This is a genomic window from Alcanivorax sp. DG881, from assembly GCF_000155615.1.
In the GTDB taxonomy this organism is placed as follows: domain Bacteria; phylum Pseudomonadota; class Gammaproteobacteria; order Pseudomonadales; family Alcanivoracaceae; genus Alcanivorax.
Window position 1 is genome coordinate 3,698,847 of sequence record NZ_DS989915.1, and the last position, 14,949, is coordinate 3,713,795.

Consider the following 14,949-nt stretch of genomic DNA (forward strand, 5'->3'; position numbering starts at 1 on the left):
CTCCTACAGAGCGAGTCGTTCGCTATCCATTATTCACTATTCATTATTAGCTGCTGCTACCGTGCCTAATCCAGACATCATCCAGAAAGCCCAACACCTCCGTGACCAGCTCAACGACTGGTCTTATCGCTACTATGTGCAGGACGATCCGGCGGTGCCGGATGCCGAGTACGACCGGGCGTTTCGTGAGCTCAAAGACCTGGAAGCCCAGTACCCGGATTTGATTACCGCGGATTCGCCTACCCAGCGGGTTGGGGATGTGCCGTTGGATGCGTTTGAGCAGGTGCAGCACGAAGTGCCCATGCTGAGTCTGGATAACGCCTTCGATGACGATGACTTGCGCGCCTTTGATAAACGGATTCGCGAACGCCTGGGGGTGGACGAAACCGTGGACTACGTGGCCGAGCCCAAACTGGACGGCTTGGCGATTTCCCTGTTGTACCTGGACGGGCAACTGGTACGAGCGGCCACCCGGGGGGATGGACAGACCGGAGAAAACATCACCGTTAATGCCCGGACCATTCGTTCTGTTCCTCTGACGCTACGGGGTAGCCAAGTGCCATCGCGGCTGGAAGTGCGGGGTGAAGTGGTGATGCCCCACGCCGGCTTCGCCGCGCTGAATGCCCGCCAGGAAGCTGCAGAGCAGAAGGTGTTTGCCAATCCTCGCAACGCGGCTGCCGGCAGCCTGCGTCAGCTGGATTCGCGCATCACCGCCAGCCGGCCACTGGAATTTTATGCCTACTCCATGGCTCAGCTGGAAGGTGTGCCCGAGCCGGCCACGCATGCCGACATGCTGGAGGCCCTGCGCAGCTGGGGGCTGCGGGTGAACCCGGAAGTGCGTGTGTGTGCAGGCGTTGACGCACTGTTGGCGTTCTACCAGGGGATTCTGGAAAAACGCGATCATCTCGATTACGACATCGATGGCGTGGTGTACAAGGTAGACCGTTTCGACTGGCAACAGGATCTGGGGTTTGTCAGCCGGGCGCCGCGCTGGGCCATTGCCCACAAGTTTCCTGCCCAGGAAGAGCTCACCGTGCTTAACGGCGTGGACTGGCAGGTGGGCCGCACGGGTGCACTGACACCGGTAGCGCGATTGGAGCCGGTGCACGTGGGTGGGGTCATTGTCAGCAACGCCACCCTGCACAATATTGATGAAATTCAGCGGCTGGATATCCGTATTGGTGACACCGTGGTGGTGTACCGGGCCGGGGATGTGATTCCCAAGGTGGTGCGGGCGCTGCCCGAGCGCCGCCCGGCGGACGCCCGGGATATTGCCTTGCCGCCGTCCTGCCCGGTGTGTGGTAGCGACATTCTCCGCGGCGACGATCAGGTGGTGGCTCGCTGTACCGGCGGGCTGATCTGTGGGGCCCAACAGCGTGAAGCCATCAAGCATTTTGCGTCCCGCCGGGCTATGGATATCGATGGGTTGGGTGACAAGCTGGTGGATGCGCTGGTGGATCAGGAGCTGATTGCCACCGTTGCCGACCTGTACCGCTTGAAAGCCGAGCAGGTGGCTGGCCTGGAGCGCATGGGCGAGAAGTCCGCGGATAACCTGATTGCCGCACTGGAGACGTCCAAAACCGTGGGGCTGGGCCGTTTCCTGTTTGCACTGGGCATTTTGCAGATCGGTGAAGAGACCGCCAAGAATCTGGCGGACTGTTTTGGTGATCTGGAGGGCATTCGCCGCGCCCCCTTGCTGCTATTGCTGGCGGTGCCGGATGTGGGGATGGAAGTGGCCAAGGCCATTGGCGCCTTCTTTGCGGAAGCGGATAACGAGGTGGTGATCGACGGCTTGTTGGCGGAAGGGGTGAACCCGCAGGCCAGCGGCGTGCCCTCGGCAGCCTTTGTGAACAGCCTGACGCTGGCGCAGTTGCTCAAATCCGCCAAGCGATTGGGCATGAATCTTGAGGGCATTGGTGACAAGTCGCTGGAAACCCTCGGCGGGCACTTCCGCACCGTGGCTGAATTGAGCGCTGCGGCGGCTGAAGGCGCGGGCGCCGAGCCCAAGGGCGTGCGTTCCGGGGTCATGACACAGCTGGCCAGGGCGCTGGCGGAGAACGGTTGGCAAGCCCGCTTGCAGGATGCAGAGGATCAGGTTGCCGCCCTGGCTGCTCGCGCCCCGGTCCAGGCCGAAAGTCGGCCTCTCGAAGGGCAAACCTGGGTGCTTACCGGCACCCTGGAGCAGCTTACCCGTGACCAGGCCAAACAGGCCTTGCAGCAGTTGGGAGCAAAAGTGGCGGGGTCGGTGTCCAAAAACACCAGTACGGTGGTGGCGGGCGCATCGGCAGGCTCCAAACTGGCGAAAGCGGAATCGTTGGGCGTTGAGGTATGCGACGAAGCTGCGCTACTGTCCATGTTGACCCAGCACGGCATTGATCCGGGAGCGTTATGAAAATCTGGCTAACCCTGCTTTTGGCAGTACTGACCCTGAGTGGCTGTGCTGGCACACCGACCAACACGGATAATGTTTGCGCGGTGTTCGATCAGCGGGGTGGCTGGTTCAACAACTGGTACAAATACGCCAAGAGCGCGGAAAAAGAGTACGGGGTACCGGTGCCCGTGCTGATGGCGACCATCTATAAGGAATCCGGGTTCAACGCCAAGGCGAAACCGCCGCGCACCAAGCTGCTGGGCTTTATTCCCTGGAAACGCCCGTCGTCGGCCTATGGGTATCCCCAGGCGCTGGATGGCACCTGGGATTGGTACAAGGACGCCACCGGTCGCCGTGGCGCGGACCGGGATGACTTCAAGGATGCGGTGCAGTTTGTTGGCTGGTATCACTACCAGAGCTACAAGAAAAACGGCGTGGCCCGGAACGACACCTATAACCTTTACCTCAATTACTACGCCGGCCACGGCGGCTATGCCCGTGGCACCTGGAAAAACAACAAATGGATGAAAGGCGCGGCCCAACGCACGGCCTCCATGGCCAACCGGTACCAGCAGCAAATGCAGGGATGCGGGAGGGGGTAGCTACGAGCTACGAGCTACGAGCTACGAGCTACGAGCTACGAGCTACGAGCTACGAGCTACGAGCTACGAGCTACGAGCTACGAGCTACGAGCTACGAGCTACGAGCTACGAGCTACGAGCTACGAGCTACGAGCTACGAGCTACGAGCTACGAGCTACGAGCTACGAGCTACGCTCGATTGGATTAGGAAAAGTAGAAAAGTTCCGTCCTTGTGACTTGGTTTGATTTGAATGGTTCTCGATTTTTACTTGTCGCTGTAAGCTTGTAGCTTGCCGCTGATTTCTGGGGTGTTTTTTTGGATAACGAATCCATCGTTTACGGTTGCATCAAGCATTTGCCATTTGGCAATTTGCAGGAGCGCAAGACGAGCTGTTTTCAGAACCGTAAAGCCATTCGGCAATTGCCGCAGGCGGATGAGTGGCCGTTCCTGTGCCGGGAGATGTTTTCCGTGCCCGGCGATGACTTGATGGGCGGCACCTTCCAGACCCAGGTGATTCATTTCGGCATGTCTTACCGGGCGGTGGAGTACGAGTGGGAACACTGGATCGCCAAGTTCGAATCCTTGCTCAAGAACATGTACTGGGTGAATGCGGTGGTGCACCTGGAAACCGAATTGTCCGGGTTTCATACCTTCGTGTGGGACAGTGCCGATGTGTACCACGAACCCTCTGACGCCCCCCTACGAGTACGTTGCGAATGGGCCCGTGAAGGCGCCATTGCCTGACTCTTCACTTCATATTGTAACGGTCCTGTTGAGTGTCGGATTACGGCCTTCGGCCTAATTCAAACTACAGCTAATAACGACTGCTCCATCGGCTCCCGCTTGTAGGTCGTGTTAGGCGTAGCCGTAACCCGACATCTGGCCTCGCTGATTGTGGTAAAATCCAATGTCGGATTACGCCTTTAGGCTCTCTGTGCCCTTGGGTAAATCCGACCTACGCGATAACCCCTTCCCCTTTGTCTTTTTTCCCCTTTCTGTGATTGCATTCTTTTTGCCTTGCGGCATAGTCGAGAGAGACGATTATAAAAAAGGTGAGGATGATGGCTCTCGATTATTCATTGCTTGATGTATTCGCGGGTGCACCCTTTCAGGGCACTCAGGTGCCGGTGGTGACACTGGATGCGGCTAACAGTAGTGACGCCAGTAAAACGGCCATTGCCGGTGAGTTTCAGCAAACCGAAACGGTGTTTATCGAGCCGGGCAACAGCGCCTCGCCAGTGACGGTGTTTAATAGCAAAGGCCGGCAATTATTCGGTGCCCATACCATTCTGGCTGCGTCTTATGTGGCCTATGAAATGGGGATGACAAAAGACGAGGGCGAGTTCGCTTCGTTTCTGCTCAAGCAAAACGAACAATGGATTGAGAGCTTTATTGATAAGGGGGACAGTGCCCCCGGTGCGATTCAGTTTGCCCGGGTGCTGACACCGACCATTGACCGTTACACCCCGGAAATTCCCCGTCTGGCGGCGGCGCTGAATATTGATGAGAAACACATCTCTTTCAGCAAGTACAAGCCGATGGTGGTGAGTGTGGACAAGCCCACGCTGATTGTGCCGTTTACCAAACCTGAGCACGTACTGGCCGCGAGTCTCAACCCGGATCGTTGGTCGGACCTGTTCGGTGATGTGTATACCTCGGAGCTGTTCCTGTTTGCACCGGGGACCATTACCGGCTTCACGGAATTCCATGGCCGTTTGCTCAACCCGACATTGCCGCGTGATGCTTTCCCTCCCATCGGGGCGGTGATGCCAGAGTTTATTGCTTACCTGGCAGAGCAGGGTGAGGCCGCGCCGGGTACGCATACCCTGTCTGTGGACCGGGGCAGCCATGAGACGCGCAAGAGCATTTTGCATGCGGAATTCGACAAGCGCCCGGGCAAGGAAGTGCGCTGCCGCATTGGTGGCAACGTAATCAAGATGGGGACGGGATCACTGTTGTATTCGTGACCCTAAACTATTCGTTACCTGAGCGATTTTTCAGATAGACGATGAAGGCCACCGTGGCGATGACGCCAAGGAAAACGACGAAAGCCGTGATCAGTTGATCGAGAGTCAGGTTATTGAGCATGTGGGGTTCCTTGCGGAGTCGTCGGCCCTGAGAATCGTTAAAGTATGGCAGCGCAAGCGGTGCTTGCAACGTTCACGCCACACCCCTCCCGCAATGGGAGGAGTGTGGGTTGCCTTATCCTGTTTCATCTTACTTAATCGCACACAATTCTGACCGGGTTTTGTCCCATCCCAGGCAGCCATCGGTGATAGAAAGGCCGTATTGAAGCGGTTTCTCCTGGCCTTGCCTGCCATCGTGTAGATGGCTTTCCAGCATCACCCCGGCGATAGCCGTTTGCCCCTGAGTACGCTGCTGTAGCAGATCCTGTAACGCCGCAGGCTGGCGCAGCGGGTCTTTGCCGCTGTTGGCATGGCTGCAGTCCACGATCAGGCGCGGGTTGCAGCCCTTGGCCTCCAGTGCGGCGGCGGCGCGTTGCACGCTGGCGGCATCGTAGTTGGGGCCGTCGTGGCCGCCGCGGAGCACCAGGTGGGTATCCGGGTTGCCGGCGGTTTGCAGCAGGGCGCTGTGGCCGTGCTCATCCATGCCCAGATGCGTGTGTGGGTGGATGGCCGCGCCCATGGCGTCGCAGGCCACGCCGATGCTGCCATCGGTACCATTCTTGAACCCCACCGGCAGGGGCAGGCCACTGACCATTTCCCGGTGAATCTGCGATTCCGTGGTGCGTGCGCCGATGGCTGCCCAACTCAGCAGGTCGCCCAGGTAATCGGCGGCCATGGGGTGCAGTAGCTCGGTGGCGAGTGGCAAACCCAGCCGGGCCAGATCCAGCAGCAGGTGGCGAGACACATTCAACCCGGTGGCAATGTCATTGCTGCCATCCAGATGCGGGTCGTAGAGAATGCCTTTCCAGCCCACGGTGGTACGGGGCTTTTCCACATAGGCGCGCATGACGATGAAGATTTTGTCGTCCAGCTGCGTAGCCAGCTCCGCCAGGCGGTGGCCGTATTCCAGGGCGGATTGGGGGTCGTGGAGGGAGCAGGGCCCGGTGATCACCAGCAGGCGGGAGTCTTCGCCATTGAGAATGTTGCGAATGGTCTGGCGCTGGTGCTCAATTTGCGCGGCGAGTGCGGCACCCACCGGCAGGCGCTGACGCAGTACCGTGGGGGAGGGCAGCGGCAGGCTGCGTCGCGGCGAGGCCTGACGGTCGTGGATTGTGCTGTCGGTGTTCTCTGTCTGTTGGCTGTTTACCTGTTGCATGATCTTCCCTTAATACTGCGGCGCGTTATCGTCGCGCGTGATTCGTCGATCGTTGTGTGGCGGTGCGCTGGCGTAGCCAGCGACTAAATCGGGTGGTCAGGTGGTTCGGTCGATAGCGATACATGGTGTTGTCCCTGTGTTGCATTTGTCTGTTTGTCTGGGCAATAAAAAACCCCGGGCGGGTTACCGGCCGGGGTTTCATGTGTTCGGCAGGCGTCCCTTAACGGGCGCGCCTGAGTACGGGTCAGGCGCGCGAGCGGCTAAACCAATACCCGTAATAAGACGCAGCAGACACCGCCATACCGGCCATTGGGCCAGTCAGGGTATGTGTGTTGAGCTGTGCTGCGTGCATGGTCATGTCTCGTGAATTCGCTTCATTGAAGGTCAAAGAGTAGCGGCAGCGCGGGGAGGGTGCAAGAGGCTGGAACCATGCCGCACGATAGCCGGTGGCTATTTCTGGATGCGGGTAGTGCTTTCGGGTCCACCGCAATCACGCGCAGCAGGACGATTTAGCGTGGTGCATGCAGCGTGAAGCATGCTGCGGTCGCAGAGCGACAAAAAAAACGCCCACCGAAGTGGGCGAGGAAGGTGGAGACAATCCACATTTAAGACAAAACGGAGAAATCAGAATCAGAAGATGTTGGCATCCTCAATGGCGTCGGTAATGGTTTTGGCATAGTGGTCCGCGCCTTTTTCCAGTCCCTTGAAGCCGCCGGTGTTGAAGCTGACGGTCTTGCCGGTCCAGACAATGGCTTTCTGGTCCACGTCCCACAGTTCCAGGCGAGCGGTGTAGATATCTTCGTTCACATAGAAGTCCGGGCTGTAAACCTGCGGGGTCATGGTCATGCCGGCGCTGGCCGGAATGGCCACGCCTGGATCGCCTTTGACCTCAGTGGTTTCCGTGGTCAGGTCTTCCAGATGGATCGCCAGAGCACTGTCAAAACCGTTATCTCTCATGCGCTTGGCCAGGTAGTCCAGGCTTTTGCCTTCGACGCCCTTGTCGCCATAAACGGTGTAGGCTGCGGTGGCTTTTACGCCCATGGCCGCAAACTTGGCCACAATGGCATCTTCCAGATGTTCACGCAGTTCATGATCGACCAGCACGCCAACCACCAGGGATTGGTACGGGCCCTTTGGTGCAGGCTGGGAGCCGGTTTCGGCGCTGATGACTTTGGTGTCGTGATAGCCGCTGGCACAGGCGGTAAGCAGTACAGCGAACAGGGCCACCAGGGTAAATTGCAATTTTTTCATGGTTTCCATCCTCTTGAGAAAAGCCGGCCGTGGCCGGCTGTTTCACTATCCGTTTAGAAGTTGTAGGTGGTGCTCAGGGACAGGTAATCCCGATCTTCGACCACGCTGTACTCTTCGTCGTTATAGGTTGTATAGGACAGGTTGGCGCTGAGTTGCTTGTAGGCCATGCCCAGGCTTACGCCGACGGTACGGGAATCTTCCTGCATCGCGTCATCACTGGAATAACCCTCAACACCATGATTGAAGGTCAGGCCAGGGGTCAATGAGACCGCGCCGATGGCGTTGGCGTAGGTGGAGGTCAGGCTCAGCTGATAGCCCCAGCTGAAGTCGGTGACATAACCGTCTTCTCCCAGTTCGCCGACACCAAAGTTGGTGTGGCGACGGAAGCGCATCTGGTCCTGCTTGGGTAGATCAGGAATAAATTCCGAGCCCACCTGCATGGAAACGACGGTTTTCTGCGCGCCCATCAACTTGGGGATGATGGTGGTGAAGGCCAGCTCGGCACGCTGAATGTCAAACTCCTCAAAGCCGTGCACTTCGCTGCCGGAGTTGTAGACGTAGTCGATGGTGCCCTGCGGGATGGAGAAACCCGCTCCCTGTACCGCTGCTGCAGGAACGCCGTTGGCTTCCAGTACGCGGGAGGTGGTCAGGTCAGGGGTATTGATCTGGATCGGCATGTCCGGCAGGTAGCTCAGGTTCAGCGCCAGGTTGCCCACGCCCTCAAAGGTCTTGTCGGCGGTGAGGCCGAATACCTGAATGTCTTCCGGGTATTCATAGAAGTAGGCGATATCGTTGCCTGCGGTGATGCCCTGGGGGAGCGGGCTGTCTTCCTTGGTCACCGAGTAGTAAGGCAGTCGGCTGTGATAATTGAAGAAGTAGGTGCCGATCTTGGCCTTGGATTCCGGGAACGCGTAGTCAAACTTCAGGCCGTACTGGCCGCCGTCCTTGGGTTCATTTTCATCCCTGCGGGGAATATAAACACCGGCATTGTAGGCATCCTGGTTCGGCATGATGACCGAGCTGGAGAAGGTGGCATCACAGCCCAGTGCGGTGTTGTCCAGGGTAGAGAAGAAGGTCCCGCAACCGTCCAGATTCGCCGCACGCCACTCATACTGATAGAAGGACTTCATGCTCAGGCGGTCAGTGAAGTTGTAATCCACGGTGACCATGCCAGAGGGCGTCAGAAATTCCGTGTACTCCGACCCGGGGCGGTGCAATGCGGCCAGGTCGACCGCATTCAGTGAGCTGAAGGAGCCGCGTGAATAAAGGCTACGGCCCCACAGAAGCAGTTTACGACCTGCTGCCACTTTCAGGGGTTGTTCGTTCACCTGGAAGGTGCCGTGGGCAAAGACCTGCTGGAACGTTGCACCCTGGAACTGGGAATTGCGATGGAAACCGTCGTCGCTCAGCTTGCCCCCCTGGAATTCATTGGGGTAGTTGCCCTGGGGAACATAGCCTTCCTTCTGGGTGTAGTCGTACCAGGTCTTGGCCTGTACGAAGAGGCCGTAGTTCTTGTACTGCAGGTTGAAATCACCCACGGCTTTGACCACGGAGGAAACCACTTCGCCACCGTCATAGTTCAGGTTACCGTCATCGGACACCGCAGAACCGGCGGTGCCGCCGGGGGTGTCACCGGCGAACAGGTTTTCCTTGCTGGCAGATTCCATCCGGGAGATGGCGCCCACGGAGGCCTTCAGGTTCCATTTGGCACTGAAGTCATCGTTGAACTTGTATTCACCGCCGGCCATGGCCGGGGCGGCAGCTGACAGCAGGCCCAAGGCCAGGACGCTGCTGTAGCCGACAGCGATTGCTTTGCTTCGCATTATTTTGCTCTCCCACTGCACCGGGGATGAACCGGGCAGACATTCCGTTTGTTGTTGTGAACGTTGTTGTAGCGCACTGCTGAAACTCGCCCTGTCCCATCGGGCGTTAAATTTCTGATCCTGTCAGCGTTATCATTTTTTTGAATCATGATTCCGAAAACCGACAAGTCATGCTTAATTCATACATACCGCTTGGTATGTGGTCAAGACGACAAAGGGGGCAAAAAGAGGCTGGGAGGGAGTGTCATGAGGGTGGATCTGGCTTTTTTTGGGGCAGGCGTACCAGGATATCTGCGTGTAAACCGAGAAAAGGAAACACTGGAATATATAAAGTTTACTTTTGAACCTTGTTCGTTACCTCAGGTAACAAGCAAAAGAATGTTTCGTTTTTGGTAATTTTTTTTGCCGGCAGACACATTTTCTAATGATTGTGAGGTGGTTCTCTGTTGGGAGGGGGCGCTGGTTCGTGTCGTAATGAGATTGCCGATGGTCTCAGGAGGCATGGCTACGCGATGAATTTTATCGTCGAAGTACCGTGTGATGACTTTGCAAGCTTGCGGTGGCCAGGGCTGATCCACAGGCATCGCAGGAAGGGTTGGGCAGCGGTTATCAGGCAGGCGTCCGACGTTATCTGCGAAAGAAGTCAGCCTGCTGGAAATCCCCTCGCTTCGCCAGGTTCGTCCCTCAAGAGAAGCGCTTGCAGCGGCGCTGTAGCAGGGTTTTATTTCCTGTTTGTGTGGTTGTCGCGTCTGGCATTCGGCGTTGCGCGTCCTGCACAGTGCGAGAGGTTCCCTAATGCGTGATGCAGCAAAAAAAGGGGCACCAGGCGGTGCCCCCAAGGGGAAACAGAATCAGCGCGATTCCGTTTAGAACACTTCGAACAGACCTGCAGCACCCATGCCACCACCGATACACATGGTCACGACTACATACTTCACACCGCGGCGCTTGCCTTCGATAAGTGCGTGGCCGGTCATGCGGGCACCGGACATGCCGTAGGGATGACCGATGGAGATGGCGCCGCCGTTGACGTTGTATTTTTCCGGATCGATGCCGAGCTTGTCACGGCTGTAGAGACACTGGCTGGCAAAGGCTTCGTTCAGCTCCCAGAGGCCGATGTCATCAACGGTGAGGCCGAAACGCTTGAGCAGTTTGGGCACCGCATACACCGGGCCAATACCCATTTCGTCGGGATCACAGCCAGCGACGGCCATGCCGCGATAGGCGCCCAGCGGTTGCAGGCCCAGACGCTCGGCTTCCTTGCTGTCCATCAGTACGCAGGCGCTGGCGCCGTCAGACAGCTGGGAGGCGTTACCGGCGGTAATAAAGCCGCCTTCCTGTACCTGTTGGCCACCCTTGAATACGGGCTGCAGAGATTGCAGGCCTTCCAGGGTGGTTTGCGGGCGGTTGCCTTCATCTTTGTCCAGGGTCACTTCCACGTCGGAAATTTCCTTGGTCTCTTTGTTCATCACTTTCATGACGCTGGTCATGGGGGCGATTTCGTCATCAAACTTGCCGGCTTCCTGGGCGGCAGCGGTGCGCATTTGTGACTGGAAGGCGTATTCGTCCTGGCTGTCACGGGACACGTTATAACGGTCTGCGACAATTTCGGCGGTTTCCAGCATGGACATGTAGATGTCCGGGCGGTTTTCTTTCAACCACGGATCGGCAGCGCGGAAGGTGTTCATCTTGTCGTTCTGCACCAGGGAGATGGACTCTAGGCCACCGGCCACGGCCACGTCCATGTTGTCGACGATGATTTCCTTGGCGGCGGTGGCGATGGCCATCAGGCCGGAGGCGCACTGACGGTCCATGCTCATGCCGGATACGCTGGTGGGCAGGCCGGCGCGCAGGGCCGCTTGGCGGGCCACGTTGCCACCGGTGCTGCCTTGCTGCAGCGCGGCACCCATGATCACGTCCTGAATGGAGGAAGGATCAATGCCTGCGCGCTCCACGGCATGTTTGATGGCGTGACCACCCAGTGCCTGAGCCTGGGTGTCGTTGAAGGCACCGCGGTAGGCCTTGCCAATGGGGGTACGGGCGGTGGATACGATTACGGCTTCTCTGGTCATTGCTCTCTCCTGGTCCTGATAAGGGCTGCTGTGAGGGGAGGATGCAGCAGCCTGAAATATGTGAGAAGCGAGTGACGAGTACCGAGTTTCGAAAGGCGAAACCAGAACATGTTAGCAGCCCGGTTTTGTGCTTCGAAACTCGGTACTCGCCTCTCGCTACGGTTCTTTAACCCAGCTTGATGCCCTTGGCTTTGGCGGCCATGGTCAGAATCTTGGTTACGTGGTCGCCGCCGGCCATCATTTCGCTGGCGTTGTCCATGTTGCCGATTTGTTCAAAGTGGGCGGCTACGCCATCCACATTACGCTCTTCGTCACTCAGGTAAACGCCTTCGCTTTCCATCAGACGTACCATGGCGTAGCAACCGGCACCGGCCAGCAAAATGCGGTGGGTGGGCGCTTCCGTACTTGCCAGGAAGAGCACGGCCGGGGTGATTTCCTTTGGCTCCAGCATGGCGAGCACTTCCGGGGGCATCAGGTCTTCGGTCATGCGAGTGGCGGCGGTAGGGGCGATGCAGTTCACCTTGATGTTGTACTTTTCACCTTCCAGGCACAGGGTGTTCATCAGCCCGGCGACAGCGGTCTTGGCGGCGCCGTAATTTGCCTGGCCGAAGTTGCCGTACAGGCCCGAGGTGGAGGTGGTCATCACGATGCGGCCATAACCTTGCTCACGCATGATTGGCCAAACGGTCTTGCTGCAGATTTGTGAGCCGGTGAGGTGGACGGCCACCACCTTGTCCCAGTCGTCCTGGGTCATCTTGACGAAGCTCTTGTCGCGCAGAATGCCGGCGTTGTTGATCAGCACATCGATACGGCCCCAGGTATCCATGACCTCTTTGACCATGGCTTCAACCTGGGTCACGTTGGACACATCCGCGCCATTGGCAATGGCGTCGCCACCGGCGGCCTTGATTTCAGCAACCACCTGTTCGGCGGCTTCACTGGAGCCACCGCTACCATCGCGGGCACCCCCGAAATCATTGACGACCACCTTGGCGCCGAGTTTAGCCAGTTCCAGGGCGTGGGATTTGCCCAGGCCGTTGCCCGCGCCGGTGACAATGGCCACCTGATCATCAAAACGAATTGTCATGCTTCTTTACTCCTGAAGATAAGTTGCGAGTACCGAGTTACGAGAAGCGAAAGAAAGACCGACCCCGGGCTTTGGTTTTCGCTACTCGTTACTCGCAGCTCGTCGTTCGCGACTGTTATTTGACGATTGCCAGGCTCAACCATTCTGCAATCAAGGCGGGCTTTTCCTGCCCTTCGATCTCGACCTGCACACCGTGGCGAAGTTGCCATTCATTGTCGGAGCGCTGTTTGACTTCCAGCAGGGTGAACGAGCCTCGGATTTTGCTGCCTTCGCGGACCGGGTTCATGAAGCGAACCTTGTCGAAGCCGTAGTTGATGCCCATGACCTGCCCCTTGATGGTGGGCAATACATCGATGGCCATGGCAGACAGCAGTGACAGGGACAAAAAGCCGTGGGCGATGGTGGCGCCGAAGGGGCTTTCCTTGGCGGCTCGTTCCGGGTCGGTGTGGATCCACTGGGGATCTTCAGTCAACTCGGCAAAGCCGTCGATGCGCTGTTGGTCGACGGTGCGCCACTGAGATTCGCCAACGTTCTTGCCAACGTTTGCCTGCAGCTCTTCGATGCTGGTTTGCTGTTTGCTCATGGTGCTCTCCCGTTGGTGGCCCGGATAATGGCTACCGAGACCTGCTTTTCAAAATGTTGTTTTAAAAAGAATCAGTATGCGAGCGGCGTAATCAGCCGTAAAGGGTGAAAAGCGCCATGGAGGGCGAGAAATCCGTCATGGCTTGCCTGTGTGGTCAATGGTGGCTCTATCAAGTTATGTCAGACTCCGGTCGCAAACCGTCCCAAGAGCGAGCAGTCACAAAGAAAGGCGGTTGCAGGGCTCCTTTAAATCACCATGGCGGAAGGGTGAGAAGGGGGCAAAAGGCAAGGATGAAAGGACGGGAGACACGAGTATGGCGAATCCGAATGAGGCATTGGTAAACGAACCGCGTGAAGCGATTCTCGACGCGGCCGCGCTGTGTTTCATGGAGCGGGGATTCAATGCGACCAGTATTGATGATATTGCCCGTCGCCTGTCTGCCACCAAGGGCATGGTGTATCACTATTTTAGCTCCAAGGCAGAGCTCTTTTTCGAGATTCACCACCGTGCCATGGATGCGCTGTTTGACGGTCTGACTCCGATTGCTGAATCCGGGTTACCCGCCCCGGAACGTTTTACCGCCATGGCGGAAAGCTATGTACGCACCCTCATTCTGACTCAGCCTTATCAGCGCACGGTCTCGGAAGCGGTGCAGATGTTATTGCGTAGTAGCACCACAGCGGAGCAGCGTGCCCAGCTGGAACGCCTCCAGGCCCGGCGCAATCGCTGTGAAGAATTGTTTATGGCCGTTCTGGAAGAAGGCATTGGCAATGGCACCATGCAGGCCATTCGCCCCCGGGTGTCCATCAAGCCGGTGTTCGGAGCGATGAACTCGGTGATTCAGTGGTACCACCCCCGCGAGGGCGATACGCCGGCGCAACTCACCGAGTTGATCAACGAAGTGGTGCAGGTGTCGCTGCGTGGGGTGATGAAGTGACATCAAGCCAGACGCCAGACGCTAGAAGCAGTTAGGTTTTTCGGCTGTTTGCTTCAGGCGCCGGGCGTTAGGCGCCTGGCGCCCTCCGCCGTGAATGGATCAGGCAACACTCTCAAACCAATGCCATTCCCTCAATGGCGTCATGAACTTTATTTCTTCAGGAACCCGGCGAACATCGCCCGCGTGTCGTCACTGAACATGCGCTCGGCAAACATCACACTTTCCTTTTCTATCTGTGTCTTGATGGCTGCGTCACTCAGGCGCGTCAGCTGTTTGGTCATGGCGATGGCGGCGGGAGTTTTCTCCGCCAGCCTCTCAGCCAACGCCAGCGCTTCTGATGCCAGCTCATCCACCCCCGTTCTATAGGCAATCAGCCCCATTCGTTCGGCTTCCTCTGCGTTAAACGTATCGCCGGCCAGCAACAAGCGGTTGGCGTTCTGGCGACCAATCAGGGCGGGAAGAATCAGGCTGGAGCCGGCTTCGGGCACCAGGCCCAGGTTGATAAAGGCGGTGTGGAAGCGGGCGTCATCGGCGGCAATGACCAGGTCGGCGTGTAGCAACATGGTGGTGCCGATGCCGGTAGCGTTGCCCTGTACCGCCATGATGACGGGTTTATCCAGAGCCATCAGGGCATGAATAAGCACCATCGCCGGGCTCAGTTTGCCGTCGTCGCGGCTGGCCGGGTCCGCCTGCAGGAAGTCCTGGATATCGTTGCCCGCGCAGTAGCTGCGCCCTTTGGCGGTAATAAGTAGTGCATTCAGGTCATCCCGTTCCGCCAGGTGTTGGACCGCTGCGGTGAGGTCCTGATACATGGCGACGGTAAGCGCGTTGAGCTTGTCAGCGCGATCCAGGGTGACGTGCAGCACGGCGTTGTGCTCACGGGTTTGAATAAATCCGCTGGTGAGTGTCAGGTCCGTCATGGCGTATCTCCGGAAAGGGAAAACCATGGACGATATCGGAA

Annotated in this window: 12 protein-coding genes; 5 read left to right on the forward strand and 7 right to left on the reverse strand. The window is 57.9% G+C overall.

Annotated features, from left to right (window positions below):
- Positions 1–61: 61 nt before the first annotated feature.
- The 4 genes from ligA to ADG881_RS16710 all read left to right on the forward strand — a co-directional run bounded on the left by ligA (position 62) and on the right by ADG881_RS16710 (position 4,920).
- A complete protein-coding gene (gene ligA, locus ADG881_RS16695) occupies positions 62–2,392 on the forward strand; it encodes an NAD-dependent DNA ligase LigA (protein WP_007149167.1) in 2,331 nt (776 codons plus the stop codon).
- Entirely contained in the window at positions 2,389–2,973 is a 585-nt protein-coding gene (locus tag ADG881_RS16700; protein ID WP_007148585.1) for a transglycosylase SLT domain-containing protein, read from the forward strand. Before ligA ends, ADG881_RS16700 begins: the two co-directional genes overlap by 4 nt.
- Positions 2,974–3,268: 295 nt before the next feature.
- A complete protein-coding gene (locus ADG881_RS16705; protein ID WP_007148883.1) occupies positions 3,269–3,697 on the forward strand; it encodes a hypothetical protein in 429 nt (142 codons plus the stop codon).
- Positions 3,698–4,014: 317 nt separating this feature from the next.
- Complete coding sequence (locus ADG881_RS16710) at positions 4,015–4,920, forward strand: PhzF family phenazine biosynthesis protein (protein WP_230457759.1); 906 nt, start codon at positions 4,015–4,017, stop codon at positions 4,918–4,920.
- Between the two features lie 250 nt (positions 4,921–5,170).
- On the opposite strand, the gene ADG881_RS16715 is transcribed toward ADG881_RS16710, so the two are convergent.
- The 6 genes from ADG881_RS16715 to ADG881_RS16740 all read right to left on the reverse strand — a co-directional run bounded on the left by ADG881_RS16715 (position 5,171) and on the right by ADG881_RS16740 (position 13,051).
- Positions 5,171–6,235, reverse strand: a complete 1,065-nt coding sequence (locus ADG881_RS16715; RefSeq protein WP_007151609.1) for a 3-deoxy-7-phosphoheptulonate synthase — start codon at positions 6,233–6,235, stop codon at positions 5,171–5,173.
- Between the two features lie 630 nt (positions 6,236–6,865).
- The gene (locus ADG881_RS16720; RefSeq protein WP_156790443.1) at positions 6,866–7,486 is read right to left on the reverse strand and encodes a hypothetical protein; all 621 of its coding nucleotides are present in this window, start codon (positions 7,484–7,486) and stop codon (positions 6,866–6,868) included.
- A 53-nt stretch (positions 7,487–7,539) separates the two neighbouring features.
- A complete protein-coding gene (locus ADG881_RS16725) occupies positions 7,540–9,309 on the reverse strand; it encodes a DUF1302 domain-containing protein (RefSeq protein ID WP_050760182.1) in 1,770 nt (589 codons plus the stop codon).
- Positions 9,310–10,175: 866 nt separating this feature from the next.
- The gene (locus ADG881_RS16730; protein WP_007150936.1) at positions 10,176–11,381 is read right to left on the reverse strand and encodes an acetyl-CoA C-acyltransferase; all 1,206 of its coding nucleotides are present in this window, start codon (positions 11,379–11,381) and stop codon (positions 10,176–10,178) included.
- Positions 11,382–11,547: 166 nt separating this feature from the next.
- Positions 11,548–12,468, reverse strand: a complete 921-nt coding sequence (locus ADG881_RS16735) for an SDR family oxidoreductase (RefSeq protein WP_007151220.1) — start codon at positions 12,466–12,468, stop codon at positions 11,548–11,550.
- A 115-nt stretch (positions 12,469–12,583) separates the two neighbouring features.
- Positions 12,584–13,051: a MaoC family dehydratase gene (locus ADG881_RS16740; RefSeq protein ID WP_007150247.1), complete on the reverse strand. Its 468-nt coding sequence runs from the start codon at positions 13,049–13,051 to the stop codon at positions 12,584–12,586.
- Between the two features lie 313 nt (positions 13,052–13,364).
- Between ADG881_RS16740 and ADG881_RS16745 the strand changes: the two genes are divergently transcribed.
- The gene (locus ADG881_RS16745; RefSeq protein WP_007149815.1) at positions 13,365–13,988 is read left to right on the forward strand and encodes a TetR/AcrR family transcriptional regulator; all 624 of its coding nucleotides are present in this window, start codon (positions 13,365–13,367) and stop codon (positions 13,986–13,988) included.
- Positions 13,989–14,137: 149 nt separating this feature from the next.
- Here the strand turns inward: ADG881_RS16745 and ADG881_RS16750 are convergent, their stop codons facing one another.
- Complete coding sequence (locus tag ADG881_RS16750) at positions 14,138–14,908, reverse strand: enoyl-CoA hydratase/isomerase family protein (protein WP_050760183.1); 771 nt, start codon at positions 14,906–14,908, stop codon at positions 14,138–14,140.
- Positions 14,909–14,949: the final 41 nt, after the last annotated feature.

Excerpts from the sequence above, each read along its gene's own strand:
- ADG881_RS16735 (WP_007151220.1), bottom strand. The coding sequence starts at position 12,468 with ATGACAATTCGTTTTGATGATCAGGTGGCCATTGTCACCGGCGCGGGC.
- ADG881_RS16725 (WP_050760182.1), bottom strand. The coding sequence starts at position 9,309 with ATGCGAAGCAAAGCAATCGCTGTCGGCTACAGCAGCGTCCTGGCCTTG.
- ADG881_RS16750 (WP_050760183.1), bottom strand. The coding sequence starts at position 14,908 with ATGACGGACCTGACACTCACCAGCGGATTTATTCAAACCCGTGAGCAC.
- ADG881_RS16715 (WP_007151609.1), bottom strand. The coding sequence starts at position 6,235 with ATGCAACAGGTAAACAGCCAACAGACAGAGAACACCGACAGCACAATC.
- ADG881_RS16740 (WP_007150247.1), bottom strand. The coding sequence starts at position 13,051 with ATGAGCAAACAGCAAACCAGCATCGAAGAGCTGCAGGCAAACGTTGGC.
- ADG881_RS16720 (WP_156790443.1), bottom strand. The coding sequence starts at position 7,486 with ATGAAAAAATTGCAATTTACCCTGGTGGCCCTGTTCGCTGTACTGCTT.
- ADG881_RS16730 (WP_007150936.1), bottom strand. The coding sequence starts at position 11,381 with ATGACCAGAGAAGCCGTAATCGTATCCACCGCCCGTACCCCCATTGGC.
- ADG881_RS16745 (WP_007149815.1), top strand. The coding sequence starts at position 13,365 with ATGGCGAATCCGAATGAGGCATTGGTAAACGAACCGCGTGAAGCGATT.
- ADG881_RS16700 (WP_007148585.1), top strand. The coding sequence starts at position 2,389 with ATGAAAATCTGGCTAACCCTGCTTTTGGCAGTACTGACCCTGAGTGGC.
- ADG881_RS16710 (WP_230457759.1), top strand. The coding sequence starts at position 4,015 with ATGGCTCTCGATTATTCATTGCTTGATGTATTCGCGGGTGCACCCTTT.